Below are 23,279 nucleotides of genomic sequence, written 5' to 3' on the forward strand. Positions count from 1 at the left end.
TTGCACATTTATTTTCGTTGTTTATTTGCCCCCCAATTCGAGACCGTTTCATGCCCGACAGCCTTAGTGAAAACAGCCATAAAACCATTCTGCTGGTCGAGGATGACGACGTGGTGCGCATGCTCACCGTCGAGGTGCTTGAGGAGCTCGGCTACCAGCTGCTGGAAGCCGAGAACGGCCCCGATGCGCTGGCCTTCATTAACAGCGAACAGCCCATCGACCTGCTGATGACTGACATCGGCCTGCCCGGCATGACCGGCCAGCAGCTGATGGCCGCCGCCCATGAACGCCGGCCGAACCTGCCGGTGTTGTTCGCCAGCGGTTACGCCGCGCAGGATTACCAGACGGGCGTGACCACCGCCAAAGTCGCCACCATCACCAAGCCGTTCAGCCTCGACCTGCTGCGCACCACGGTTGCCGACATGCTGGCGTAACGGCTCAAGGCTTCAACCACAACAATAAGAGAGTCCGCCATGAACCCCCTCAGCGCTATCAATCCGACCCGCGAACAACTGGCAGCCTTTGCCGAAAAGCTGCCAGTCGATACGCCGATTCTGATGCTCAACCTGCTGCGCTATAACCCCGAGGCGCAGTACCCCGCCGACAGCGAGCACAGCCCATGCAGCGGCCGCGAAGCGTATGCACGCTACAGCCGCACGGCACTGACCAAAGTGCGCGGCGTGGGCGGTGAAGTGCAGGTAGTGGCGAGCATTGAAGTGGCGTTGATTGCGCCAGCGGGCGAGCAGTGGGACGAACTGCTGCTGGTGCGTTACCCGTCCAAGGACGCGTTTCTGAGCATGATCGGCGACCCCGAGTACAAGGCGGCGACGGTACACCGCACGGCGGCCCTGGCAGATTCGCGGTTGTTGGCGAGTTTGCCCAAGCGTTGAAGCCGGCGATTATTTCGGCCGATTCATCCGATTAAGCACCACCAACAGCGCCGCTGTTTGCGCATCCGGCTGCCCGTCGAAACGGTGCGGCCGGTAGTGCATCTGGAACGCGGCGATCACGTGCCGCGTGGCCACGTCTAACTCACCGTTCTGCGGCGTGGCGTAGCCCAGATGGGCCAGTTGCTGTTGATACCAACCAATTGAAGGCAGGTTTTGCTCGAACGCGGGCAACGCCTCGGCCACCGCGTTGGCATCGGGCCACAAACCAAAACCGGCCTCGGCCAGGCGCTGCCAGGGGAATAGCGGCCCTGGGTCGAGTTTGCGCAGCGGCGCGATGTCGCTGTGGCCGATCACGTGGCGCGGCTCAATGTGGTTGCGCGCGGTGATGTCCTTGAGCAGCGCGATCAGCGCAGTAATTTGCTGCTCGCTGAACGGATACCAGACGCGACCTTGCGGCGTGTCGTCGTAGCCGGCGTTCACCAGCTCAATGCCGATGGAGGTGGAATTGAGCCACGTGCGCCCTTCCCACTCGCTTTCGCCGGCGTGCCAGGCGCGTTTGTCTTCGTCCACAAGCCGGTAGATGGTCGCCGGGCCCGCGCCTATCAAGTAATGGCTGCTCACTTCGCCGCGGGTCAGCAATTGCAGCGAGCGCTCAAGGCTGGCCGAGGTGTAATGCAGGATGACGTACTGAACACGCTCATCCTGATTTTGCGAGGGATGGCGCGTGTCGATGGTCAGGCCGTTGCTGCAGCCAACGAGGGCGATAAGGAAGATGGCTAAAAACAGATTTTTCATCGGATACCGCAAAAGACTCGGGAAAAGCGGCCGGGTTGATCCCGTTCGGCGCTTGGACAAGGCTGACTAGTTGCCACTCACGCGCGGCCCTAGGTATAACGAGCGGTAGTTTAGTGCTTTACGCGCGCCACCGCTGCGCGGATGGACAAAGCGTCAGTTTCCCGGCGAAAAAAGCGCCAGACAAGCGGCGCAATGGAACGCAAACGCCCACCTAAACGCCCACCTATAGTTGCTGAACCCCGCTCCAGCTCTCGATCACCGCTGCCTAGCACTGAAAGGAAATCATGCATGCGCCGCTCACTTCTGTGGTTCAAACACGACCTGCGTCTGGATGACCATCCCGCTTTGCACGCGGCTGCCCGCGCCGAGCGGATGCTGCCGGTGTTTGTGCTCGATCCCAAACTATTGCAACCCGGCCCGCTGGGCGCTCGCCGCCTCGGTGTGCACCGCGCGCGGTTTCTGCTGGAAAGCTTGCTGGCCCTGGACGGCGCCCTGCGCGCGCGCGGCTCGCATTTATTAGTGGTGCAGGGCCAACCCGAACATATTCTGCCGCTGCTGGCCGAGCGCCTGGCCATAGATGAAGTGATTACCCACGAGGAAATCGCCCCCGAGGCGCGCGAAGAACTGGCCCGGGTGCGCGCCAAACTCGGCGCTACGTCGCTGCTGGAAGTCGCGGGCCATGGCCTGCTGCAAGCCAACGAATTGCCCTGCGCCATTGAGCAACTGCCCGCGGTGTACCGCGACTTCTGCGCGTTGATGGAAGAACGCCTGGTGGTGTTTCAACCGCTGGCGGCGCCGGAGCGTTTGCCGGCGATTCCTGAAGCGGCGAATGAATTGCTGATGCCACCGCCGACCTTGTCGCACCTGGGTTTGGGCGAGCCGGTTTACATAGCCGACAGTGCCTTCCCGTTTTCCGGCGGCGAAGTCGCTGCCCAAGCGCGGTTGCGCGATTACCTGTGGGAGAGCCAGGACGTACGGCACTACGCAGCGGCGCGGGACAGCCTGATCGGCAGCGAATTTTCCTCGAAGCTTTCGCCGTGGCTGGCCAATGGCTGCTTGTCGGTTCGCCGTGTGGTCGCCGACCTGCGCCGCCATGAAGCGCAGTACGGGCGCAACGACTCCACACAGGAACTGTGGCGCGCCGTGCTCTGGCGTGAATTCTTTCGCTGGACCCTGGTGCGTCGCGGCGACGCGTTGTTCCAGGCTGGCGGCTTGAAGGCCACGCAACAAGCACCGACCGCCGTGGACGAACGTTTTCTGCAATGGACCCAGGGCCGTACCGGCATGCCGCTGGTGGACGCCTGCATGCGCGAGCTGGCCGCCACCGGTTTTATCAGCAAGCGCGGGCGGCAAGTGGTGGCCAGTTACCTGGTCAACGAACTGCGCCAAGACTGGCGCCACGGCGCCGCCTGGTTCGAAGAGCATTTGCTGGATTACGAAGCGGCGAGCAACTGGGGCAACTGGGCCTATCTCACCGGTATCGCCTGCGACCCGGTGCGCAGCCAGGCGCTAAACCCGCTGCTGCAAGCGCGGCGCTTCGACCCGCAAGCGGCGTATGTCAGCCTTTGGCTGAGCGAGCTTCGCGCCTTGCCCGTGAACATGCGCCACACGCCGTTTGTGTTGTCGCACCTGCAACTGGATGCGTTGAACTACCCGCGGTTGGAGCACGTGCCGGAGAGCTGGCAGCCGTATTTGCCCGGCGTGGCGGCGTAGAAAAACAATCGCGGCTAAAGCCGCTCCCACAGTGAATGTGTGGGAGCGGCTTTAGCCGCGATGCTGTTTACACCGCAACCGGCGCCGAAATATGCGGGTGGGCCTGGTAGTTCTGCAGTTCGAAGTCTTCAAACTTGAAGGCGAACAAGTCTTTCACGTCCGGGTTCAGCTTCATGGTCGGCAGCGGCAGCGGCTCGCGGGTGAGCTGCAGGTCGGCCTGTTCCAGGTGGTTGGCGTACAGGTGGCAGTCGCCGCCAGTCCAGATGAATTCACCCGGCTCCAGGTTGCACACCTGCGCCACCATTAATGTCAGCAACGCGTAGCTGGCGATATTGAATGGCACGCCGAGGAAGATATCCGCCGAGCGCTGGTACAGCTGGCAACTGAGCTTGCCGTCGGCGACATAGAACTGGAACAGCGCGTGGCACGGCGGCAACGCCATCTGGTCGACCAGCGCCGGGTTCCAGGCCGAGACCATCAGACGGCGCGAGTCGGGGTTCTTTTTGATCATCTCGATCAGCTTGCTGATCTGGTCCACCGACTCACCGTTGGGCGCCGGCCAGTTGCGCCATTGGTAGCCGTACACCGGGCCGAGGTCGCCGTTTTCGTCGGCCCATTCGTCCCAGATTCGCACGCCGTTCTCTTTCAGGTACTTGATGTTGGTGTCGCCCTGAAGGAACCACAGCAGCTCGTGAATGATGGATTTGAGGTGGCACTTTTTAGTGGTCACCAACGGAAAACCATCGGCCAGGTTGAAGCGCATCTGGTGAGCAAACAGGCTGTACGTGCCGGTGCCGGTGCGGTCGGCCTTGAAGGTGCCGGTCTCGCGCACCAGGCGCATCATGTCGAGGTATTGCTTCATTGCACGACTCCTTTGGCGACCACGGGCGCGCGGCGGTGGGCCCAAACGACCAGGGCCAAGCCGGCGACAATCATCGGCACGCACAGCACTTGACCCATGGTCAGCCAGCCCCAGGCGAGGTAGCCCAGTTGCGCGTCCGGCACGCGGACGAATTCAACGATGAAACGGAAAATGCCATAGAACAACGCGAACATCCCGGAGATGGCCATGGTTGGCCGTGGCTTGCGCGAGTAGAACCAGAGAATGGCGAACAACGCGACGCCTTCCAGGGCGAACTGGTAAAGCTGCGAGGGGTGACGCGGCAGTTGCGCCGGGTCGGTGGGGAAAATCATGGCCCACGGTACGTCGGTGGCCTTGCCCCAGAGTTCGGCGTTGATGAAGTTGCCGATACGCCCGGCGCCCAGGCCGATCGGCACCAGCGGCGCGATAAAGTCCATCAGTTCAAAGAAGCTTTTGCCGTTGCGCCGACCAAACCAGAGCATCGCCAGCATCACGCCGATAAAGCCGCCATGGAACGACATGCCGCCGCGCCACACTTCCAAAATCAGCAGCGGGTTGGCGATGTAGGCCGGCAAATCGTAGAACAGCACGTAACCCAAACGCCCACCGACGATTACGCCCATCGACGCCCAGAACACCAGGTCGGAGAGTTTTTCTTTGGTCCAGGTGGCGTCGAAACGCTCCAGCCGGCGCGAAGCCAGCCACCAGGCACCGCCGATGCCCACCAGGTACATCAAACCGTACCAGTGGATTTTCAGCGGGCCGATGGCCAGGGCCACCGGGTCGATATTCGGGTAAGCCAGCATGTGGACTCCTTAAATCAAGAAACTCAAACCCACGCTGACAAGCAGCAGGGCGAACAGGCGCTTGAGCAACACCGGCGACAGCCGATGGGCCAGGCGCACGCCGTAACGGGCGAAAAACATACTGGTCAGGGCGATGCCCAACAAAGCCGGCAAAGTAGACGAAGCCCAGGCTCCAACTTGGCAACCGTGGGTCATGCCAGCCCAATAGGATAAAACTCAGCGCGCTGGCCAGGGCGATGGGAAAGCCGCACGCCGACGAAGTGGCCACCGCCTGCTGCATCGGCACGCTGCGCCAGCTCAGGAACGGCACGGTCATGGAGCCGCCGCCCACGCCAAAAATCGCCGACGCCCAACCGATCACCGCACCGGCTGCACCGAGGCCGGCCTTGCCGGGCACGCCACGGGTGGCTTTGGGTTTGAGCGAGAACGCCATTTGAATGGCCACGGCGATGGCAAACACGCCGATGATTTTTTGCAGGTATTCACCGTGAATCGACTTGGCTGTCAGGGCGCCAAGGCCGGCGCCGACGACGATGCCCAGGCCCATCCACCGCACAATCGTCCAGTTCACCGCGCCTTTGCGGTGGTGCTCACGAACGGCGTTGATGGAGGTGAAAATGATGGTCGCCAACGAGGTGCCAACCGCCATCTGCGTGAGGATGGCCGGGTCGAAGCCTTGCGCGGTGAAGCTGAAAACCAGCACGGGAACAATGATGATGCCGCCGCCCACGCCGAACAGCCCGGCCAGCACACCGGCCCCGGCACCCAGCAGCAAATAGAGCAGGAATTCCATCGGCACCCCGAAAACAATGCGGCATGGTAACGGAAGCCACCTTGGCTCTCCAGAGATGCCGCCGGGCTGTAGATTTTTCACCGGCCCGCAATGGAAGCGTCCTACCGGCTTGGGTAAAGTGAGCTAGCCTCCCGGCACGGGAAGTACCTGTACGCAGAGCCACTGCGCCAGTTGTCTGCCGATTAAGGAATGGGTGATGTGCCTGATTGTTTTCGCGTGGCGCCCTGGCCACGACCAGCCGTTGGTGCTGGCTGCCAACCGTGATGAATTCTATGACCGACCTGCCCTGCCGCTAGCCCCCCTGGGAAGATGCACCACACGTACTCGCCGGACGCGACTCGGAAGCGGGCGGCAGTTGGCTGGGCATCGGCAGTGCCGGTCGCTTTGCCGCGCTGACCAATATTCGCGACCCCCGCCAGCCCCCGCTCGGCCGTTCACGCGGCGAATTGGTCGCGGAGTTCTTACGCAGCGACCTGCCGCCGGCTGCGTATCTGGACGACCTGGCGGAACGCGCGGGCAATTATTCGGGCTTCAATCTGCTGCTGGGCGACCGCGACGGCGTGTGGTTTTTCAACTCCCGCGAAGGCCAACCGCGCTTGCTGCCGCCGGGTGTGTACGGCCTGTCAAACGACAGCCTGGACACGCCGTGGCCGAAGCTCGATAGAGCCAAAGCCGCGCTGAACGAGCTACTCGATGCGCCTGAGCCCGAGGCGCTGTTTTCCATTCTCACCGACTCGCAACGCCCACCCGACACGGCACTGCCCGACACCGGGATTGGCCTGGCCACCGAGCAATTGCTGTCGACCGTGTTTATCGCCAGCCGCACCTACGGCACACGCGCCTGCACGGTCCTGATCACGCAAGCAGACGGCAAACGCGTGCTGATCGAGCGCAGCTTTGGGCCCTACGGCGGGCATTTGGGTGAGGTGCGGCTGGAAGACTGAAGACGCTCTCCCGGTTTTCGCCGGGAGAGGCTTTAAGACTGAATGACCGACGCCGGGTTAAGCACGCGGCTCAAGCCAAGATTGCGCAGCGCCAGGTGCAAGGTGCTGTGGATAACCTGTGGATTGTCGATGGTCATGATCTGCGCCAGCAGCTCTTTGGCCTTACCCAGGCTGATCTGACGCAGCAGCCATTTCACCTTCGGCAGGTTGGTGGCGTTCATCGACAGGCCGTCAAAACCCATGGCCATCAGCAACACGGCGGACGACGGGTCGCCGGCCATCTCGCCACAAATGCTCACAGGCTTGCCTTCGGCGTGAGCGCCGTCGACGACCAGCTTCAGCGCCTGCAATACGGCGGGATGGAGGAAATCGTAGAGATCGGCGACCCGCGGGTTGTTGCGGTCGACGGCGAGCAGATATTGGGTCAGGTCGTTGGAGCCCACGGAGAGGAAATCCACCTGCCGCGCCAACTCGCGCACTTGGTAAACGGCGGCCGGCACTTCAATCATCACGCCGACTGGCGGCAGCGGTACGTCGGTGCCTTCGTCGCGCACCTCGCCCCACGCCCTGTGGATAAGGTGCAGCGCTTCTTCCAGTTCGTGGGTGCCGGAAATCATCGGCAGCAGAATGCGCAGGTTATCCAGGCCTTCGCTCGCCTTGAGCATGGCGCGGGTCTGCACCAGGAAAATTTCCGGGTGGTCGAGGGTGACGCGAATGCCGCGCCAGCCCAGGAACGGGTTGTCTTCTTTGATCGGAAAGTACGACAGCGCCTTGTCGCCGCCGATGTCCAGGCTGCGCATGGTCACCGGCAGCGGATGGAAGGCGGCCAACTGCTCGCGGTAGATGGCCAGCTGTTCTTTTTCGCTGGGGAAGCGCTCTTTCATGATGAAAGGCACTTCGGTGCGGTACAGGCCAACGCCTTCGGCGCCGCGCTCCTGCGCGCGCACCACGTCGGCCAGCAGACCGGTGTTCACCCACAGCGGCATGCGGTGGCCGTCGAGGGTCTCGCACGGCAATTCGCGCAGCGCCGCCAAACCCTGGGTGAGCTGGCGTTCTTCTTCCACCACTTCAACGTATTGCTTGCGCAGCACGTCGCTAGGGTTGGTGAACACTTCACCGTGGTAGCCGTCGACGATCAGCTGAATGCCGTCGATTTTCGAATACGGCAGATCGACCGCACCCATCACCGTGGGAATACCCATGGCGCGGGCGAAAATAGCAACGTGAGAGTTACCCGAACCGAGTACCGAGACCAGGCCCACCAGCTTGCCTTCCGGCACTTCGCCGAGCATGGCCGGGGTCAGCTCTTCGCTGACCAGAATGGTGTTGTCGGGGTAAACCAGGTTCTGCTGACGCGCTTGTTGCAGGTAGCTGAGCAGGCGGCGGCCGAGGTCTTTGACGTCGGAGGCGCGCTCGCGCAGGTAGGCGTCGTCCATCAAACCGAAGCGGTTGACGTGCTCGCCCACCACTTGGCGCAACGCGCCCTGCGCCCACTGCCCGGTTTTGATCACGGTGGTTACTTCGCCGCCGAGGGCCGCGTCGTCGAGCATCATCAGGTACACGTCGAACAGCGCGCGCTCTTCCGGCCGCAGTTGCGTGGCGAGCTTGGCAGACAGCGCACGCATGTCGGCGCGCACACGCTCCAGGGCCTGATTGAACAGCAGCAGTTCGGCGGCGATATCGGAAACGGTTTTGTCGGGCACCACCTCAAGGTCAGCAGGCGGCAACACCACCACCGCCGTACCCACGGCAGCGCCCGGCGAGCCCGGCACGCCAGTGAATTTTGCCTCTTGAATGCCTTTGCCCTGACGGCCCAGACCCCGGATGGAACCGGTGGCCTCAGCGTGGGCGATAACGCCGGCGAGCTGGGCGCTCATGGTCACCAGGAAGGCTTCTTCGCCCTCGTCGAACTGGCGACGCTCCTTTTGTTGGATAACCAGAACGCCCATCACCCGACGGTGGTGGATGATCGGCGCGCCGAGAAAGGAGGCGTAACGCTCTTCACCGGTTTCCGCGAAGTAGCGGTAGCGCGGGTGGTCGGCAGCGTTTTCGAGATTCAGCGGTTCTTCGCGCGTGCCCACCAGGCCGACCAGACCTTCGCTGGGCGACATGCTGACTTTGCCGATGGAGCGCTTGTTCAAGCCCTCGGTGGCCATCAGCACGAAGCGATTGGTTTCGGGGTCCAGCAAGTACACCGAGCAGACCTGGCTGCCCATGGCGTCTTTTACCCGCTGCACAATGATCGTCAACGCCGACTTGAGGTCTTTGGCGCTGTTCACTTCCTGGACGATCTTGCGCAGCGTGTTGAGCATGGCTCGAGGTGAACTCCTAGGTCGGTCTTATAGCTTGCATCGTCAATCTCGCGCGAGAAGGCGCGGCGCCAATTCCTTCAATGCGCGGCGGTACACCTCACGCTTGAATGTCACAACCTGGCCCAGCGGGTACCAATAACTTACCCACTTCCAGCCATCGAATTCAGGTTTGTTGGTCAGGTCCATGCGCACCCGCTCTTCGGCGGATTTCAGGCGCAGCAGAAACCACTTCTGCTTTTGCCCGATGCACAACGGCTGACTGTGAGTACGGACCAAGCGCTGCGGCAGACGATACCGCAACCAACCGCGGGTGCAGGCAAGAATCTGCACATCTTCCTGCTCCAACCCGACTTCTTCGTTCAATTCGCGATACAGCGCTTCTTCGGGGGACTCGTTGTCATTGATGCCGCCTTGCGGAAACTGCCAGGCGTCCTGATTGATACGACGAGCCCAGAGCACTTGCCCAACATCATTGGTGAGAATGATGCCGACATTCGGGCGAAAACCATCAGAATCGATCACGGCACAACCTCGTAAACGCATGTTTTTGCATTCTTTCACAAAGGTCGTGATGCCAGCAACGCGCCTGCCAACCTTATGGGCAGGTGCCTTCAAACCCCGTATTCTTCCGACTCGAAGAAAAACTACTGCGCTCGGTTAGGCGGCGTTAAAAACGGATCGCAATGCTCATTGGCTACAGCCAACTGCGCTTGCTCATCCGTTTTTGCCTTGCCTACCCTTCGCTCGCTACGTTTTTTTTCGGTCGGTTTTTCTATTTATATGTAAAGCGAGATTACGTATGCGCCTGGCCTTGTTCGACCTCGATAACACCCTTCTGGCTGGCGACAGCGACCACGCCTGGGGCGATTACCTGTGCGAGCGCGGCATCCTCGATGGTGCCACCTACAAGGCGCGCAACGACGAGTTTTATCAGGATTACCTGGCCGGCAAGCTGAACATCACCGACTACCTGAACTTCAGCCTGGAAATTCTCGGCCGAACCGACATGGCCCAATTGGACCAATGGCACCGCGAGTTCATGCGCGATTGCGTTGAGCCAATCATCCTCGCGCCCGCGTTGGCGTTGCTTGAAAAGCACCGCGCGGCGGGCGACAAGCTGGTGATCATCACCGCCACCAATCGTTTCGTCACCGGCCCGATTGCCGCGCGCCTGGGCGTCGACACGCTGCTGGCCACCGAATGCGAGATGGTCGACGGCCGCTACAGCGGCCGCACCACAGACATACCGTGCTTTAAAGAAGGGAAAGTGACGCGGCTGAATCGCTGGCTGGAAGAAACAGGTTTCAACCTGGACGACAGCTACTTCTACAGCGACTCGATGAACGATTTGCCGCTGCTGGAGAAAGTAGCCCACCCGTTCGCCGTTGACCCGGACCCCACGCTGCGCGCCGAAGCTGAGCGTCGGGGTTGGCCGGTGATTAGTTTGCGCGGCTGATCTCAACGGCATCGAGGCTAAAGCCTCTCCTACAGGGACCAGTCCCATGTGGGAGAGGCTTTAGCCTCGAGTTTTTGCTTTTTCTTACGCCGGCTTAGCGCCCATCAGGCCAAGAATCGCTACCAGCAACACCAGAATCAGCACGCCGTACACCAGCGCAAAGCGCTGCAACCGTTGCGGTGCGGCCACCGGGCCCAGCGCTTCCCACGCGGCCAGTCGCCCCGACAGCAGCAGGCCAACAATAAACAGCACGATAAACAGCACCGAACTGACCAGCAGCCACAACTGGCTCAGCGGCCAGCCGGCGATGTGCACCAGGTAAAAACCACTCACCGGCAGCGTGGCGGCCAGCACGGCGAACACCGGCAGGCTCATCACGCGGGTGCGCCGCACTTTGCGTTGCAGCACGGCCAGGTCGCCCCGCCGCTGGGCTTTCCACAGCATAAAGATATGGGCGATCACGCCCAGCGGCAGCAGCACGGCCACGGCGCTGTGGAGAATTTTGAAGAGCAGATAATGTTCCATGTTGCGTCCCTGTCAGGCGTGCCCATGCCGCCGAATGGCGGCTGCGCATCTGATCATTAATTAACCAAGAAACAGCTTGTAGGCCGGATTGGCGCTTTCATCCCAGTACGGATAGCCAATCTCCTCCAACGCGGCCGGCAGCAGATGACGCTCGTCTTCTGGCACTTGCAGCGCGGCTAACACACGGCCATCGGCAGCGCCGTGGTTGCGGTAGTGGAACATGGTGATGTTCCAACGCCCGCCCAGCTTGGTGAGGAAGTTGAACAGCGCGCCTGGCCGTTCCGGGAATTCGAAACGGAACACGCTTTCGTCTGGCACCGCCGCCGCATGGCCGCCCACAGCGTGGCGAATGTGCAGCTTGGCCAGTTCGTTGTCGGTCAGGTCGAGCACCGGGAAGCCTTGGGCGCGCAGCCCTTCCACCAGCGCCGAACGCGGATCGGTATCCGGGTGCGTCTGCACGCCGACGAAAATGTGCGCTTCTTTGTCGGTGTGGTAGCGGTAGTTGAATTCGGTGATCTGGCGCTTACCGATGGCTTCGCAGAACGCTTTGAAGCTGCCCGGCTTTTCCGGAATGGTCACGGCAATGATCGCCTCGCGGCCCTCGCCCAGTTCGGCGCGCTCGGCCACATGGCGCAGGCGGTCGAAGTTCACGTTGGCGCCAGAGTCGATGCCCACCAGCACCTTGCCAGTCACGCCTTCGCGCTCGACGTACTTCTTGATGCCCGCCACGGCCAAGGCGCCAGACGGCTCGGTGATCGAGCGGGTGTCGTCGTAGATGTCTTTGATCGCCGCGCAGATTTCATCGGTGCTGACGGTGATGACCTCATCGACGTGCTCGCGGCAGATGTCGAAGTTCAGCTTGCCGATCTGCGCCACCGCCACGCCGTCGGCGAACAGGCCCACCTGGCTCAGCACCACCCGCTCGCCCGCCGCCAGAGCGGCTTGCAGGCAGTTGGAGTCGTCCGGCTCGACGCCGATGATTTTGATCTCCGGACGCAGGTATTTCACGTACGCCGCCATACCAGCAATCAGCCCGCCGCCGCCGACCGGGATAAAAATGGCGTCGAGCGCGCCGGGCTGCTGACGAAGAATCTCCATCGCCACCGTGCCCTGGCCAGCGATGACGTACTCGTCGTCGTACGGATGGATATAGACGTAGCCCTTCTCCTCGACCAACTTGAGCGAATGGGCCAGCGCCTCGGGGAATACGTCGCCATGCAGCACCACGCGGCCTCCGCGGCTGCGCACGCCGTTAACCTTCAGCTCGGGCGTGGTGCGCGGCATCACGATGGTGGCTTTGACGCCCAGGTGCTTGGCGGCCAGTGCCAGGCCTTGCGCATGGTTGCCGGCCGAGGCGGTGACCACGCCTCGGGCAAGTTCTTCGGCGCTGAGCTGCGCCAGCTTGTTGTACGCGCCGCGAATTTTGAATGAGTAAACCGGCTGCAAATCTTCGCGCTTGAGCAGAATCTGATTGCCCAAGCGGTCCGACAACTGGCGCGCGGGCTGCAACGGGGTTTCCACCGCGACGTCATACACGCGCGAGGTCAGGGTTTTCTTCACGTACTGTTCAAGCATGGCGGCATCTTTGGCTTACAGGGCGGGTCGGCCAGTCTACTCCAGCGCTCTGGCCTGCGGCCACCGGGGGCTTGTTGTTGGGCGCCTATGTTGGCGCCACCCGACCCGGCGCCAAGGCTATAATCCGCGCCTCCCCGTTTACCTTCAGGCGCAGAACCCGCGATGACTCAGGATCAACTCAAGCAAGCCGTGGCCCAGGCGGCCGTTGACTTCATTCTTCCGAAGCTCAATGACAAGAGCATCGTCGGCGTCGGCACCGGCTCGACGGCTAACTGTTTTATCGACGCGCTGGCCAAGCACAAAGGCGCTTTCGATGGCGCCGTCGCCAGCCTCGAAGCCACCGCCGCGCGCCTCAAAGGCCATGGCATCGCGGTGTATGAACTCAACAGCGTGAGCGACCTGGAGTTCTACATCGACGGCGCCGACGAAAGCGACGAGCACCTGAACCTGATCAAAGGCGGTGGCGCTGCCCTGACCCGCGAGAAAATCGTCGCCGCCGTGGCGCAAACATTTATCTGCATTGCCGACGGCAGCAAGCTGGTGCCGGTGCTGGGCAATTTCCCCTTGCCGGTAGAGGTCATTCCCATGGCCCGCAGCCATGTCGCCCGCGAATTGGTGAAACTGGGCGGCGACCCGGTGTACCGCGAGGGCGTGATTACCGACAACGGCAACATCATTCTGGATGTGATGAACATGCAGATCACCAACCCGGCGGAGCTGGAAACCCAGATAAACGCCATCGTCGGCGTGGTCACCAACGGTTTGTTCGCTGCGCGCGGCGCCGATTTGTTGCTGCTGGGCACCGCCGAAGGCGTCAAAACCCTGAAGCGAGCCTAAGCAAGCGCCGCGAAGCCTTAGCCGTTGCGTGCAGCCAAAAACGCCATAAAGGCTTCGCGGCTGCTGTAACGCGGTTGATAGCCGAACTCTTCTTTCAAACGGCGATTGCTCAGCACCGGCCGGTAGCGCAGAAAATCGAGTTGCTCCGGGCCGTACTGGCTCAGCCCCAACGGTTTAAGAATGCGCAAGGCGTTGCGGATCAGGCCGGCCGGCAACGGCCGATACGGCTTGCCCAGCAGCGCGGCAATCTCGCGCAGGCTCAGGGCGCCGTCGCCGGCCAGGTTAAAAATGCCTTGCGCGTTGGTTTCCAAACCTTTGCGAATGATGCTGACCACGTCCTGATCCCAGATAAAAACAAAGCGGCTGTCACTGCCTTTAATACCGAGCACAGCGCGCTTGCTGAACATGTCGGTGATCTGGTTGTTGACCCGCTTACCCAAGATCGTGCCCGGCCGCAGCACCAGCTGGTGCAGCTGCGGATGATGGCGGCGGGCATTGGCCAGCAACACCTCCACTTCCTGTTTGTGCTTGGCGTAAGCGAAATGCGGGTGGCCGCGCAGCGGATCGTTTTCGTCGATCCACTCGGCGTTTTCCGGGAAATAGCCATACGCCGCGCCGGAGCTGGTGACGATCAACTGCTTCACGCTGTTGGCCACCGCCGCTTCAACAATCGAACGTGTACCGCCGACATCAATGGCGTGCAGCTGCGCGTCGCTCATGCCGCGCGGCGGCGTGACCACCGACGCCAAATGAACAATCGCCTCGGGCTTCCACGCCGCCACGCATTCGCGCACTTGGTTCGGCTGGCTGATGTCGAGCAGCACCGGCTCGACATTCATCTTCAAACCTTGCGTGGTTTGTGAGCGGATGTCCGCGGCGATCAGCGTCCATTTGGGATGCTGCGCCGCCAGGTCGTTAAGCAGTTGCTGGCCGATAAAACCTGCCGCGCCGGTAATCAGGACGCGCATGTCAGCGGCTCCTTGTCTTGGTCAGCTGCCGCCAGCGGACGATTGCGCCAGAACAGCACCAGCAGCAACCCGCTGACCAGATGCCAGGTGCCCCACAGCGCCGCCACGAGGGCCATGTTCGCCTCGCCGCCAAATTGGGAAAAAATCAGCCCCAGGGCAAGCCCGGAGTTGTGCATGGAAATTTCGATCACCATCGCCCGCAAATTGGCGCCGCGTTGGCGCGCCAATTTCGCCATCAACCAACCCAGCACGATGGCGCTGGCGTTGTGCACCACCACCAACACCAGCACCAAGCCGAGCGAGGCAGTGAACATTTTCCAGTTACTCGCCAGCGCGCCAATCACAAAAAACGCGAATGCCAGCAAGGCGAAGCGCTTGAACCACGGCATGATGCGCTCGGCCACGTGGGGCCACAGGTTGCCCACCAACATGCCCAGCGCCAGCGGCAGACCGAGCAGCCACAGCAGGTTGAGGATGATGCTCAGGTGATCGACGTGCAGGCTGCTCAGGCGCTCGGCCAGATAGGCAGACGCTTCGGGATTGCAGGCGCTGGTCAAGGCGAAATTGAGCGGCAACAGCACCAGCGCCAGCAGGCTGGACAGCGCCGTCATGCTCATCGACAGCGCCGTATTGCCGCGCGCCAGGTGGGTCATCACATTCGAGAGATTGCCGCCGGGGCAGCAGGCCACTAACAGCAGGCCGAGTTCCAGCCCAGGGTGCAAGTCGACCAGCAAGGTCACCAGCAGCGTGAGCCAGGGCAGCAGCAGGCATTGACCCAACATGCCGGCGAGCACCGGTTGCGGGTGCCGCACGATGGCGCGAAATTGTGCCACGCCAAGTTCCAGCGACACGCCGAAAATCAGCGCCGCCAGCACCAGGCCGAGGATGAGTTGGGAACTCGCGTCGTAATTCATAAACAGGCCTTTTATTTTTGTTTTAGCCCGCCGCACTGTACGGGCGCAAACGGGCGGGCAACAGTGGCAACGGCGGCCAGCGGCGGTGGCCAATTGCGCCAGCGCCGCCGATGAACAAACAAGCGCAACGTAATTGGCGCGCCACACTCCTACTTAAAGCGCCACCATGGACCCCCGCTGTGTCCGCCCGTATTCTGCGCTCCTGCTTTTCAACCTGCCGGCCTGCCTCCGTGATAGACACCTGGAAAACCCGCGCACTCGCCGTTATTGCCCTGCTGCAACGCTACCCCGGCGTGGTGGCGGCATTCGGTTTTATCTCGGGTGTGTTGAGCTTCGTGCTCGTCGACCGGCAGGCGCGGCTGGCCACGCCCATTGCGGTAATGCTGCTAATCAGCTGGCTATGGCTGACCCTGGAAAGCGTCGTGACCCGCGTGTTTGCCAGGCTCTTTGGCCGCGAACTGCCGCAACCTCTGGTGCGTTACCTGACGCAGATGATTCACCAGGAAAGCCTGTTCTTCGTGCTGCCGTTTTTCATCATCACCACCACCTGGAACAGCGGGCAATTGATGTTCACCGGGTTGCTGGCCTGCGCCGGCCTGGTGAGCATCATCGACCCCATCTACAACAAATGGCTGGCCCCGCGCCGCTGGCTATACCTGGCCATGCACACGCTGACCCTGTTCGCCGCGCTGCTGACGGCGCTGCCCATCATCCTGCACCTGACCACCGCGCAGAGTTATAAGCTGGCGCTGGGCATTGCGGTTGCGCTGTCTTTTCCAAGTTTGCTGGTGACCTTCCCTATTCAACGCTGGTGGCGTGGCTTGGCGCTGATCGGCCTGACGCTGGCACTGGGCGGCGCGGGTTGGTTGCTGCGCTCATGGGTGCCGCCGGCCACGCTGTGGCTGACCGAAGTGGCCGTGACCACCGAATTGGACGACTTCAACCGCGCGCCAGGGGAAAGCCTGAGCACCATGACCGCCAACGACCTGCGCACCAAAGGTCTTTACGCCTATACCGCCATCAATGCGCCGCGTGGTTTGGCTGAACGCATCTACCATGTATGGCGCCACAACGGCGAAGAGATGGACCGCATCGCCCTGGACATCAGCGGCGGGCGGGCGAAGGGGTATCGGTCGTGGACGCACAAACAGAACTTTCCGCAGGAAGTGGAAGGGGATTGGGAGGTGCGGGTGTTGACCGAGGACGGGCAGGTGATTGGGGTGTTGCGGTTTGAGGTGACGCCTTAGGGGTTGGGTTGTCACTTTTTTCTTGCGATGGCACTTCGGTTCAATAGCCTGGATCCCCGCGTTCGCGAGGATGACGGTGGGTTAAAGAAGCCTTGCGCTCATGCCCTTCGCAAACTACCGCGAGCCGGACGCCGCACCCTCCTTCCAAAGACTGGATCCCCGCGTTCGCGAGGATGACGGAGGTGTTTGCCCCTTCACCGTCATCCTCCGCGAAGGCGGCGGTCCGACGATTCGGGATCCAGAATCTTCCGTCGGACAAAGGGACCCAGCCGCTTACCCCCTTCAGCGCCGAGCGACAAACCTAAGCGCCCCCTCAAACACGAACAAACCTCATGGAACGGATTCCGACGGTCTACATACTCGCCAGCCAGAAAAACGGCACGCTTTACATCGGCGTCTCCTCAGATCCAGTCAAACGCATATGGCAGCATCGAACCGCAGCCATTCCCGGTTTCAGCAGCGCCTACAATGCTCACCGTCTGGTGTACTTCGAAGTATATGAAGACATGCTCACTGCCATAGCCCGCGAAAAGCAGCTCAAAAAATGGCGACGCGAGTGGAAAATTGACCTCATCGAATCCACCAACCCAACCTGGTCCGACCTCTGGCCCACCCTCCTCCCTTAGCTACAACCGAAACCGCTGCACCATCCCATTCAAATCACTCGCCAACTTAGCCAACTGATCACTGGCCACCGACGTCTCATGCGCACCCGTGGCGTTCTGCTCGGCGATATCGCGGATGGCCACCAGGTTGCGGTCCACTTCCCGCGCCACGCTCGCTTGCTCCTCAGCCGCGCTGGCGATCACTAGGTTCATGTCGTTGATCTGGTTGACGCGCTCGGCGATCAGTTGCAAAGCGCTATCGGCCTGGCTGGCCATGATCTGGCTGCGGCTGGCGTATTCGCTGCTTTGTTCCATCGCACTCACCGACTGCTGGCTGGCGGTTTGGATGGCGCTGATCATCCGCTCAATTTCCTGCGTACTGGTTTGGGTGCGCTGGGCCAGCGCGCGCACTTCGTCTGCCACCACCGCAAACCCACGGCCCTGATCACCGGCGCGCGCGGCTTCGATGGCAGCGTTCAGGGCCAGCAGGTTGGTTTGTTCGGCAATTGTGCGGATCACTTCCAGCACACGGCCGATGGCTATGGCCTCGTCGGCGAGCGTGGCGATGGTGGTCGAGGTGATGTTCAAGCGGTCTGTCAGTTGCTCGATGGTGTTTCGCGTACTGCTTGACCTGCTCGCGCCCGGCCTGGGCGGTTTCCTGGGCTTCGCGGGAGGAGTCGGAGGTGTGGTTGGCGTTGCGCGCCACTTCGTCGACGGCCGCAGACATCTCGGTCACCGCCGTGGCAGCCATCTGAATTTCGTCGTTTTGCCGGGTGATGCCGCGCGAAGAATCGTCGGTTACTGCATGCAGCTGCTCGGCCGCCGAGGCGAGTTGGGTGGCGGAGTTCTGGATGTTCAGCAGGGTTTCCCGCAGCGTGCCTTGCATGCCGCCGAGCGAGCGCTGCACCTGGGTCACCTCATCGGCGCCTTCAGCCGGCACCGGCTGGCTGAGGTCGCCGGCGGCAATGCGTTCGGCCGACGCCGCCAGAACCGCCAGCGGCCGGGTGATGCTGCGGCTGAGCAGCACGGCGGCAATCACGGTGAAAATAACGCTGGCCAGCAGAATCAGGCTGAAGGTGACGGTGGCGTTGTTGGCACTGGCTTCGGCACGCGACCCCGCTTCCGCCGCGCCCCGGTTGTTCAGGGCGATCAGTGCGTCAAGCGAGGCAATCAAGGCATCGAAGGCTTGCTCGGATTGAGCTGCCACCGCTGGCGTCGCACCGCCACTGGCCATGCCTGCCAGCACGGCGTCGAGGGCGTTTTCGTACGCGTCGCTTTTGGCTTCGTAGACGCCGAACAGGCGCCGGTCTTCATCAAGGATGATCGTGCCTTCGTACTCTTTGTCGTAGCCGTGCACGCGGTCGGTGATAGTGCGGATTTCCGCGCCGAGTGACGTCAACTCGTTGGGCTGAGCGACGATTTCGTTTTCATCCAGGCGCATCAGTTGGCGGTCGGATTTGATCTTGGCCATCAAGTCCAGACCGCCCATCCAGACGTCTTTCACTTCCATCAAGTCGGTACGCAGGCTCGACAACTCGGTGAGCGCGACGCCACCTGTGACCAACAAGCACAGCGTCAACACGCCAAAGCCGATGAAGTTACGCAGACCCACACTGACCGAACGTAGAGACATAACCCACTCCGAAGCGCGTTGGCGATGGGCTGAGTTTAGTCAGCGTGCCGTCGCCTGCATGGCGTCTCGTCGTGCGGCCCGTTAGCCGCCGAAAAACCAGTAGCACACCGAAATGGCCGCCACCACGCCGGCAAATTCCGCCAGCAGCGCACAGCCCACGGCGTGCCGCGCACGCTGGATGCCGACGGCGCCGAAATACACGGCCAGCACATAGAAGGTGGTTTCGGTACTCGCCTTGAACGGTCGCTGCCACCAACGCCGGGAAGCTGTCGACGCCCTGGCTTTGCATGATTTCGATGAGCATGGCGCGCGCCGCGCTGCCGGAGAACGGTTTCACCAGCGCCGTGGGCAGGGCGTCGACAAAGCGGTTGTCCCAGCCCAGCTGTTCGACCACCCAGCGAATGCCGTCGAGGCCGAAATCCAACGCACCCGAGGCGCGCAAAACGCCGACGGCGCAGAGCATGGCGACCAGATACGGCAGCAAACTCCTGGCTACGTCGAAGCCTTCTTTGGCGCCTTCGACGAAGGTTTCGTACACCGGCACTTTGCGCAGCGCGCCGACCAGCACGAACAGCAGAATCAAACCGAACAGGGTCAGGTTGCCCAGCAACGACGACAAGCCGGCCAGCGCCGTGGCCGACAACCCGGCCAACAGCGCCATAAAGCCGCCGAGCAACAAGGCGCCCGGAATCAGGTACGCGAGCACTACAGGGTCCCAGAGGCGCAGGCGTTGCATCACCGCCACCGAGAGCAAACCGACCAGCGTCGAGGCGCTGGTGGCCAACAGAATCGGCAGGAACACCAGGGTCGGGTCGGCGCGCCCTGCTGGGCGCGGTACATAAAAATGGTCACGGGCAGCAGGGTCAGCGACGAGGCGTTGAGTACCAGAAACAGAATCTGCGCATTGCTCGCCGTGGTGCTGCTGGGGTTGAGTTCCTGCAGGGCACGCATGGCTTTAAGGCCAATGGGCGTGGCGGCGTTGTCCAGGCCCAGGGCGTTGGCGGCGAAGTTCATGGTGATCAGCCCGAGTGCCGGATGGCCCGGCGGCACTTCGGGCATCAGGCGGCGGAACAATGGGCCCAGCATGCGGGCCAGCCAATCGACGATGCCGGCCTTCTCAGCGATGCGCAAAAAGCCGAGCCACAGGGTCAGGGTGCCGAACAGCAACACCATCACGTCGACCGAGAGCTTGGCCATGGCGAACAGGCCTTCGACCATGGCCGCAAACACGCCGGCGTTGCCGCCCACCAACCACTGCGATAACGCCGCAATGGCGGCAACAATGAAAAAGCTCAGCCACAAGCCGTTGAGCATGGTTCGTCCTCTTGATGTGCCGCGGATGATAGCGGCGCCCTTTGCTGCATTGCCACCGACACCCGCACCAGCACGGTCATTTTTCTCAGCTAGGCTCACTTCGCCAGCAGCGTCCGCCGGTGCGCACCGGTTCACGTTTCGCTTAGGAGTTTCAAGGATGACTAAACGATTGATCGCCAGTTTTGCCCTGAGCAGCGCTTTGCTCATGGCGGGTTGCTCCAGCTCCACCACCCAGCCTGAGCAGTACTCGGGCTTTTTGTCGGACTATTCCATTCTTAAACCGGCCACGTCGGCCAGTGGCGCGCCCGTGCTGCGCTGGATCAAGCCGGGCCTGGACCTCAACCACTACAGCTCCGTGCTGGTGGAAAAGCCGCAGTTCTACCCGGCGCCCAAGCCCAATGAGCAGGTCAGTCAGAAAGCGCTCAATGACATTGCCAGCTACCTGCAACAGGCCATGAAACGCGAACTGGCAGGCCGTTTGCGCATCGTCAACCAGGCCGACGCCGACACCTTGGTGCTGCGTTCAGCCATCACCGCCGTCGACACCTCGGCCAAAGGTTTGCAGTTCTATGAAGTCATCCCGATCGCGCTCGCAGTCGCGGCGGCCACGGCGGCAGCGGGCACGCGCGATGAAGACACCACCATCTTTGTAGAAATGCAGGCGCTGGATGGCGCGACGGGCAAGCCGGTCGCCGAAGTGGTCCGTAAGGGCACCGGGCTGCGGCTGGAAAACGACACCACGCAACTGACGGTGAAAGACCTCGCCCCGGTGCTGGACGTCTGGGCCAAAGATGCACGCAACTTCAAGCCTTAAACGCAGGGCTGCGCGCTAAAACGCAGGCATAAAAAACGCCCTCTAACGAGGGCGTTTTGGTGTGGCGCTGGATGGCGTCAGACTCGACCGCGACGGCCGAAGATCAGCGAAACAACGAACATCACCAGGAACACGACAAAGAGAATTTTCGCGATGCCGGTTGCGGTGCCCGCAATACCACCACAAAGCCCAATACTGCTGCGACGATGGCGATGATCAGAAAGGTAATGGCCCAACTCAACATGATGTCTCTCCTTACGTTTGGTTCGGGTTCGAAACCCTGTTTGTCAGGAACCCTTACTGGGTTGGAACCACGGCCTTCTGGCTTGGTTCAGGTGTCCTTGTTTCGTATTGCGTTAAAAAATTCGGTACAGCCTGGTTAAAACAAAACCTGCGGTGGCGGGCGGTTGGGCTTCGCTTTGCTCAGCCCACCGTACGAATCAACAAAGGTCGTAGGTTGGGTTGAGCGCAGCGAAGCCCAACGCTCACCGAAGCCGGCTTACTTCAGCGAATGCTTCAATTCACGCATACGGTCGTGGCACGCGCGCACTTTCGGCATTTCTACGGCCAGGGCGGCGCGCAGATCCGGGTCAGCATCTTCCATGGCGTCTTCGAAGGCATGCAGGATGCGGTCTTCGGTGTCTTCCAGTTCAGCGACATAAGCGGCGCCTTCATCTTTGGACATGCTGGCTTTGGTGTCGGCGTAAACCTGACGCAGCTTGCCCATCACGGTGCCGCCCTGAGCGGGGGTTTCGTGGTTGGCGGCAACTTTCACGGCCAGTGCCTGAATCACCTGAATTTTGGCTTGCGACATGTCGCGGAACAGGGCCTGCAGCTGCGGGTCTTTGACCTCGGTACGGGCGTGCTCGTAGAAACGCTGACCGTCACGGGTGATTTCGATCAGTTCGTTCAGTTGGCTAGTGCGACTGCTCATGATGATTTCCTCTCGGTCTAGGGCCGTTCTTGGCCTGTTGCAAGGGATATCGCAAGCGCTGTGCCAGCTTTTTAAAACTTTTTATTTCGTTTAAAAACAACAGCTTAACCAGTCCAAGCGAGACGCTTCGCCATGCAGCTTGCAGGATGGGTTTAAATCCACCGTGCAAGTTGCACGAACTTGCCCGAACTTTCCGTGACTAACGCTCACTGCAACCGATCTGAGAACACACATGGAAGCCTCAAGCCCGAAAAGTGGCCGTATTTTGTTGGTCGATGATGAGTCGGCAATTCTTCGTACTTTCCGCTATTGCCTCGAAGACGAGGGCTACACCGTAGCCACGGCAACCAGCGCCATGCAGGCCGATACCCTGCTGCAACGCCAGGTGTTTGACCTGTGCCTGCTGGACCTGCGCCTGGGTGAGGACAACGGTTTGGAAGTGCTGGCGCAGATGCGCCTGCAAGCGCCGTGGATGCGCGTGATCATCGTCACCGCGCACTCGGCCATCGACACCGCCGTGGACGCCATGCAAGCCGGCGCCAGCGACTACCTGGTGAAACCGTGCAGCCCTGACCAACTGCGCATGGTCGCGGCCAAGCAACTGGAAATCCGCTCCCTGGCCGCGCGCCTTGAGCAGTTGGAAGGCCAGGCGCGCAAGCCCGGCGACGACCTCGACTCCCACAGCCCGGCGATGATGGCCGTACTGGAAACTGCCCGGCAGGTGGCCGGCACCGACGCCAACATTCTGATCCTTGGCGAATCCGGTACCGGCAAGGTGAGTTGGCCCGCGCCATTCACGGCTGGAGCCAACGCTCGAAGAAAGGCTCGGTCACCATCAACTGCCCTTCGCCTCACTGCCGAGCTGATGGAAAGCGAGCTGTTCGGTCACAGCCGTGGCGCGTTTACCGGCGCCAGCGAAAGCACCCTGGGCCGCGTCAGCCAGGCCGACGGCGGCACGTTGTTCCTCGACGAAATCGGCGACTTCCCCCTGAGCCTGCAACCCAAGTTGCTTCGCTTTATTCAGGACAAAGAATACGAACGGGTCGGCGACCCGGTGACCCGTCGCGCCGACGTGCGCATCGTTGCGGCCACCAACCTCGACCTCGACGCCATGGTGCGTGAAGGCAAGTTCCGTGAAGACCTGCTCTATCGCCTGAACGTCATCACCCTCAAGCTGCCGCCGCTGCGCGAGCGCGCCGACGACGTGCTGATGCTGGCCGAGCGGTTCCTCGCCCGCTTCGTCAAAGACTACGCGCGCCCTGCCCGCGCCTTTACCGAAGAAGCGCGCAACGCCCTGCTCGACTACCAATGGCCCGGCAACATTCGCGAATTGCGCAACGTT

Annotated in this window: 18 protein-coding genes and 6 pseudogenes; 10 read left to right on the forward strand and 14 right to left on the reverse strand. The window is 61.6% G+C overall.

The window, feature by feature from the left end:
- Positions 1-50 precede the first annotated feature (50 nt).
- Together ACZZZP_RS22230 and ACZZZP_RS22235 are read left to right on the forward strand one after the other, a co-directional pair.
- On the forward strand, positions 51-434 hold the full coding sequence (locus tag ACZZZP_RS22230; RefSeq protein WP_463384155.1) for a response regulator: 384 nt from the start codon (positions 51-53) through the stop codon (positions 432-434).
- A gap of 39 nt (positions 435-473) precedes the next feature.
- Entirely contained in the window at positions 474-890 is a 417-nt protein-coding gene (locus tag ACZZZP_RS22235) for a DUF1330 domain-containing protein (protein ID WP_463384156.1), read from the forward strand.
- A 9-nt stretch (positions 891-899) separates the two neighbouring features.
- Here the strand turns inward: ACZZZP_RS22235 and ACZZZP_RS22240 are convergent, their stop codons facing one another.
- Positions 900-1,685 carry an N-acetylmuramoyl-L-alanine amidase gene (locus ACZZZP_RS22240; RefSeq protein ID WP_463384157.1) on the reverse strand — a complete coding sequence of 262 codons (786 nt, stop codon included), beginning with the start codon at positions 1,683-1,685 and terminating at the stop codon, positions 900-902.
- Positions 1,686-1,973: 288 nt separating this feature from the next.
- Between ACZZZP_RS22240 and ACZZZP_RS22245 the strand changes: the two genes are divergently transcribed.
- Entirely contained in the window at positions 1,974-3,398 is a 1,425-nt protein-coding gene (locus tag ACZZZP_RS22245; RefSeq protein ID WP_463384158.1) for a DASH family cryptochrome, read from the forward strand.
- 67 nt (positions 3,399-3,465) lie between these two features.
- Here the strand turns inward: ACZZZP_RS22245 and ACZZZP_RS22250 are convergent, their stop codons facing one another.
- From ACZZZP_RS22250 to ACZZZP_RS22260, 3 genes and pseudogenes are all read right to left on the reverse strand, one after another.
- The gene (locus ACZZZP_RS22250) at positions 3,466-4,260 is read right to left on the reverse strand and encodes a thymidylate synthase (protein ID WP_463384159.1); all 795 of its coding nucleotides are present in this window, start codon (positions 4,258-4,260) and stop codon (positions 3,466-3,468) included.
- Positions 4,257-5,066, reverse strand: coding sequence for a prolipoprotein diacylglyceryl transferase (gene lgt, locus ACZZZP_RS22255; RefSeq protein WP_122492074.1), 810 nt, complete (start codon positions 5,064-5,066; stop codon positions 4,257-4,259). Before lgt ends, ACZZZP_RS22250 begins: the two co-directional genes overlap by 4 nt.
- A gap of 9 nt (positions 5,067-5,075) precedes the next feature.
- Positions 5,076-5,859 (reverse strand): annotated as a pseudogene (locus tag ACZZZP_RS22260) (sulfite exporter TauE/SafE family protein).
- Positions 5,860-6,055: 196 nt separating this feature from the next.
- Between ACZZZP_RS22260 and ACZZZP_RS22265 the strand changes: the two are divergent.
- A pseudogene (locus ACZZZP_RS22265) lies at positions 6,056-6,803 on the forward strand (NRDE family protein).
- Between the two features lie 32 nt (positions 6,804-6,835).
- Here the strand turns inward: ACZZZP_RS22265 and ptsP are convergent.
- Both ptsP and ACZZZP_RS22275 read right to left on the reverse strand, forming a co-directional pair.
- On the reverse strand, positions 6,836-9,115 hold the full coding sequence (gene ptsP, locus ACZZZP_RS22270; RefSeq protein ID WP_122492077.1) for a phosphoenolpyruvate--protein phosphotransferase: 2,280 nt from the start codon (positions 9,113-9,115) through the stop codon (positions 6,836-6,838).
- Between the two features lie 42 nt (positions 9,116-9,157).
- Entirely contained in the window at positions 9,158-9,637 is a 480-nt protein-coding gene (locus tag ACZZZP_RS22275; protein WP_122492078.1) for an RNA pyrophosphohydrolase, read from the reverse strand.
- A gap of 277 nt (positions 9,638-9,914) precedes the next feature.
- Between ACZZZP_RS22275 and ACZZZP_RS22280 the strand changes: the two genes are divergently transcribed.
- Complete coding sequence (locus ACZZZP_RS22280) at positions 9,915-10,571, forward strand: histidinol-phosphatase (RefSeq protein WP_463384161.1); 657 nt, start codon at positions 9,915-9,917, stop codon at positions 10,569-10,571.
- A gap of 84 nt (positions 10,572-10,655) precedes the next feature.
- Here the strand turns inward: ACZZZP_RS22280 and ACZZZP_RS22285 are convergent, their stop codons facing one another.
- Positions 10,656-11,096 (reverse strand): DUF2269 family protein, encoded by a 441-nt coding sequence (locus ACZZZP_RS22285; RefSeq protein WP_463384162.1) that lies wholly within the window; start codon positions 11,094-11,096, stop codon positions 10,656-10,658.
- Between the two features lie 60 nt (positions 11,097-11,156).
- On the reverse strand, positions 11,157-12,671 hold the full coding sequence (gene ilvA, locus ACZZZP_RS22290) for a threonine ammonia-lyase, biosynthetic (protein ID WP_463384163.1): 1,515 nt from the start codon (positions 12,669-12,671) through the stop codon (positions 11,157-11,159).
- Between the two features lie 162 nt (positions 12,672-12,833).
- On the opposite strand from ilvA, the gene rpiA reads away from it, so the two are divergent.
- Positions 12,834-13,508 (forward strand): ribose-5-phosphate isomerase RpiA, encoded by a 675-nt coding sequence (gene rpiA / locus ACZZZP_RS22295; RefSeq protein WP_463536854.1) that lies wholly within the window; start codon positions 12,834-12,836, stop codon positions 13,506-13,508.
- Between the two features lie 17 nt (positions 13,509-13,525).
- Here the strand turns inward: rpiA and ACZZZP_RS22300 are convergent, their stop codons facing one another.
- Complete coding sequence (locus ACZZZP_RS22300; RefSeq protein ID WP_463384164.1) at positions 13,526-14,476, reverse strand: SDR family oxidoreductase; 951 nt, start codon at positions 14,474-14,476, stop codon at positions 13,526-13,528.
- On the reverse strand, positions 14,464-15,390 hold the full coding sequence (locus tag ACZZZP_RS22305; RefSeq protein ID WP_463384165.1) for a bile acid:sodium symporter family protein: 927 nt from the start codon (positions 15,388-15,390) through the stop codon (positions 14,464-14,466). The genes ACZZZP_RS22300 and ACZZZP_RS22305 overlap by 13 nt, the downstream gene beginning before the upstream one ends.
- Before the next feature lie 233 nt (positions 15,391-15,623).
- Here ACZZZP_RS22305 and ACZZZP_RS22310 point away from each other — a divergent pair, with 233 nt between their 5' ends.
- On the forward strand, positions 15,624-16,637 hold the full coding sequence (locus tag ACZZZP_RS22310; RefSeq protein ID WP_463384768.1) for a DUF5924 family protein: 1,014 nt from the start codon (positions 15,624-15,626) through the stop codon (positions 16,635-16,637).
- A gap of 332 nt (positions 16,638-16,969) precedes the next feature.
- Positions 16,970-17,263 (forward strand): GIY-YIG nuclease family protein, encoded by a 294-nt coding sequence (locus ACZZZP_RS22315; RefSeq protein ID WP_463384166.1) that lies wholly within the window; start codon positions 16,970-16,972, stop codon positions 17,261-17,263.
- On the opposite strand, the pseudogene ACZZZP_RS22320 reads toward ACZZZP_RS22315, so the two are convergent.
- Both ACZZZP_RS22320 and ACZZZP_RS22325 read right to left on the reverse strand, forming a co-directional pair.
- Positions 17,264-18,875 (reverse strand): annotated as a pseudogene (locus ACZZZP_RS22320) (methyl-accepting chemotaxis protein).
- An 81-nt stretch (positions 18,876-18,956) separates the two neighbouring features.
- Positions 18,957-20,189: pseudogene (locus ACZZZP_RS22325) on the reverse strand (nucleoside recognition domain-containing protein).
- A gap of 157 nt (positions 20,190-20,346) precedes the next feature.
- Between ACZZZP_RS22325 and ACZZZP_RS22330 the strand changes: the two are divergent.
- A complete protein-coding gene (locus ACZZZP_RS22330; RefSeq protein ID WP_463384169.1) occupies positions 20,347-21,003 on the forward strand; it encodes a DUF3313 domain-containing protein in 657 nt (218 codons plus the stop codon).
- 77 nt (positions 21,004-21,080) lie between these two features.
- Here the strand turns inward: ACZZZP_RS22330 and ACZZZP_RS22335 are convergent.
- Together ACZZZP_RS22335 and ACZZZP_RS22340 are read right to left on the reverse strand one after the other, a co-directional pair.
- Positions 21,081-21,247: pseudogene (locus tag ACZZZP_RS22335) on the reverse strand (DUF1328 domain-containing protein).
- A 255-nt stretch (positions 21,248-21,502) separates the two neighbouring features.
- Positions 21,503-21,937 (reverse strand): PA2169 family four-helix-bundle protein, encoded by a 435-nt coding sequence (locus tag ACZZZP_RS22340; protein ID WP_463384170.1) that lies wholly within the window; start codon positions 21,935-21,937, stop codon positions 21,503-21,505.
- A gap of 232 nt (positions 21,938-22,169) precedes the next feature.
- Between ACZZZP_RS22340 and ACZZZP_RS22345 the strand changes: the two are divergent.
- Positions 22,170-23,276 (forward strand): annotated as a pseudogene (locus tag ACZZZP_RS22345) (sigma-54-dependent transcriptional regulator); the annotation flags it as partial.
- Positions 23,277-23,279 lie beyond the last annotated feature (3 nt).

It is taken from the genome of Pseudomonas sp. AC211 (genome assembly GCF_979258055.1).

Coding starts and splice junctions, on each gene's coding strand:
- ACZZZP_RS22330 (WP_463384169.1), top strand. CDS start 20,347: ATGACTAAACGATTGATCGCCAGTTTTGCCCTGAGCAGCGCTTTGCTC.
- ilvA (WP_463384163.1), bottom strand. CDS start 12,671: ATGCTTGAACAGTACGTGAAGAAAACCCTGACCTCGCGCGTGTATGAC.
- lgt (WP_122492074.1), bottom strand. CDS start 5,066: ATGCTGGCTTACCCGAATATCGACCCGGTGGCCCTGGCCATCGGCCCG.
- ptsP (WP_122492077.1), bottom strand. CDS start 9,115: ATGCTCAACACGCTGCGCAAGATCGTCCAGGAAGTGAACAGCGCCAAA.
- ACZZZP_RS22305 (WP_463384165.1), bottom strand. CDS start 15,390: ATGAATTACGACGCGAGTTCCCAACTCATCCTCGGCCTGGTGCTGGCG.
- ACZZZP_RS22300 (WP_463384164.1), bottom strand. CDS start 14,476: ATGCGCGTCCTGATTACCGGCGCGGCAGGTTTTATCGGCCAGCAACTG.
- ACZZZP_RS22340 (WP_463384170.1), bottom strand. CDS start 21,937: ATGAGCAGTCGCACTAGCCAACTGAACGAACTGATCGAAATCACCCGT.
- ACZZZP_RS22240 (WP_463384157.1), bottom strand. CDS start 1,685: ATGAAAAATCTGTTTTTAGCCATCTTCCTTATCGCCCTCGTTGGCTGC.
- ACZZZP_RS22315 (WP_463384166.1), top strand. CDS start 16,970: ATGGAACGGATTCCGACGGTCTACATACTCGCCAGCCAGAAAAACGGC.
- rpiA (WP_463536854.1), top strand. CDS start 12,834: ATGACTCAGGATCAACTCAAGCAAGCCGTGGCCCAGGCGGCCGTTGAC.
- ACZZZP_RS22235 (WP_463384156.1), top strand. CDS start 474: ATGAACCCCCTCAGCGCTATCAATCCGACCCGCGAACAACTGGCAGCC.
- ACZZZP_RS22285 (WP_463384162.1), bottom strand. CDS start 11,096: ATGGAACATTATCTGCTCTTCAAAATTCTCCACAGCGCCGTGGCCGTG.
- ACZZZP_RS22250 (WP_463384159.1), bottom strand. CDS start 4,260: ATGAAGCAATACCTCGACATGATGCGCCTGGTGCGCGAGACCGGCACC.
- ACZZZP_RS22230 (WP_463384155.1), top strand. CDS start 51: ATGCCCGACAGCCTTAGTGAAAACAGCCATAAAACCATTCTGCTGGTC.
- ACZZZP_RS22245 (WP_463384158.1), top strand. CDS start 1,974: ATGCGCCGCTCACTTCTGTGGTTCAAACACGACCTGCGTCTGGATGAC.
- ACZZZP_RS22280 (WP_463384161.1), top strand. CDS start 9,915: ATGCGCCTGGCCTTGTTCGACCTCGATAACACCCTTCTGGCTGGCGAC.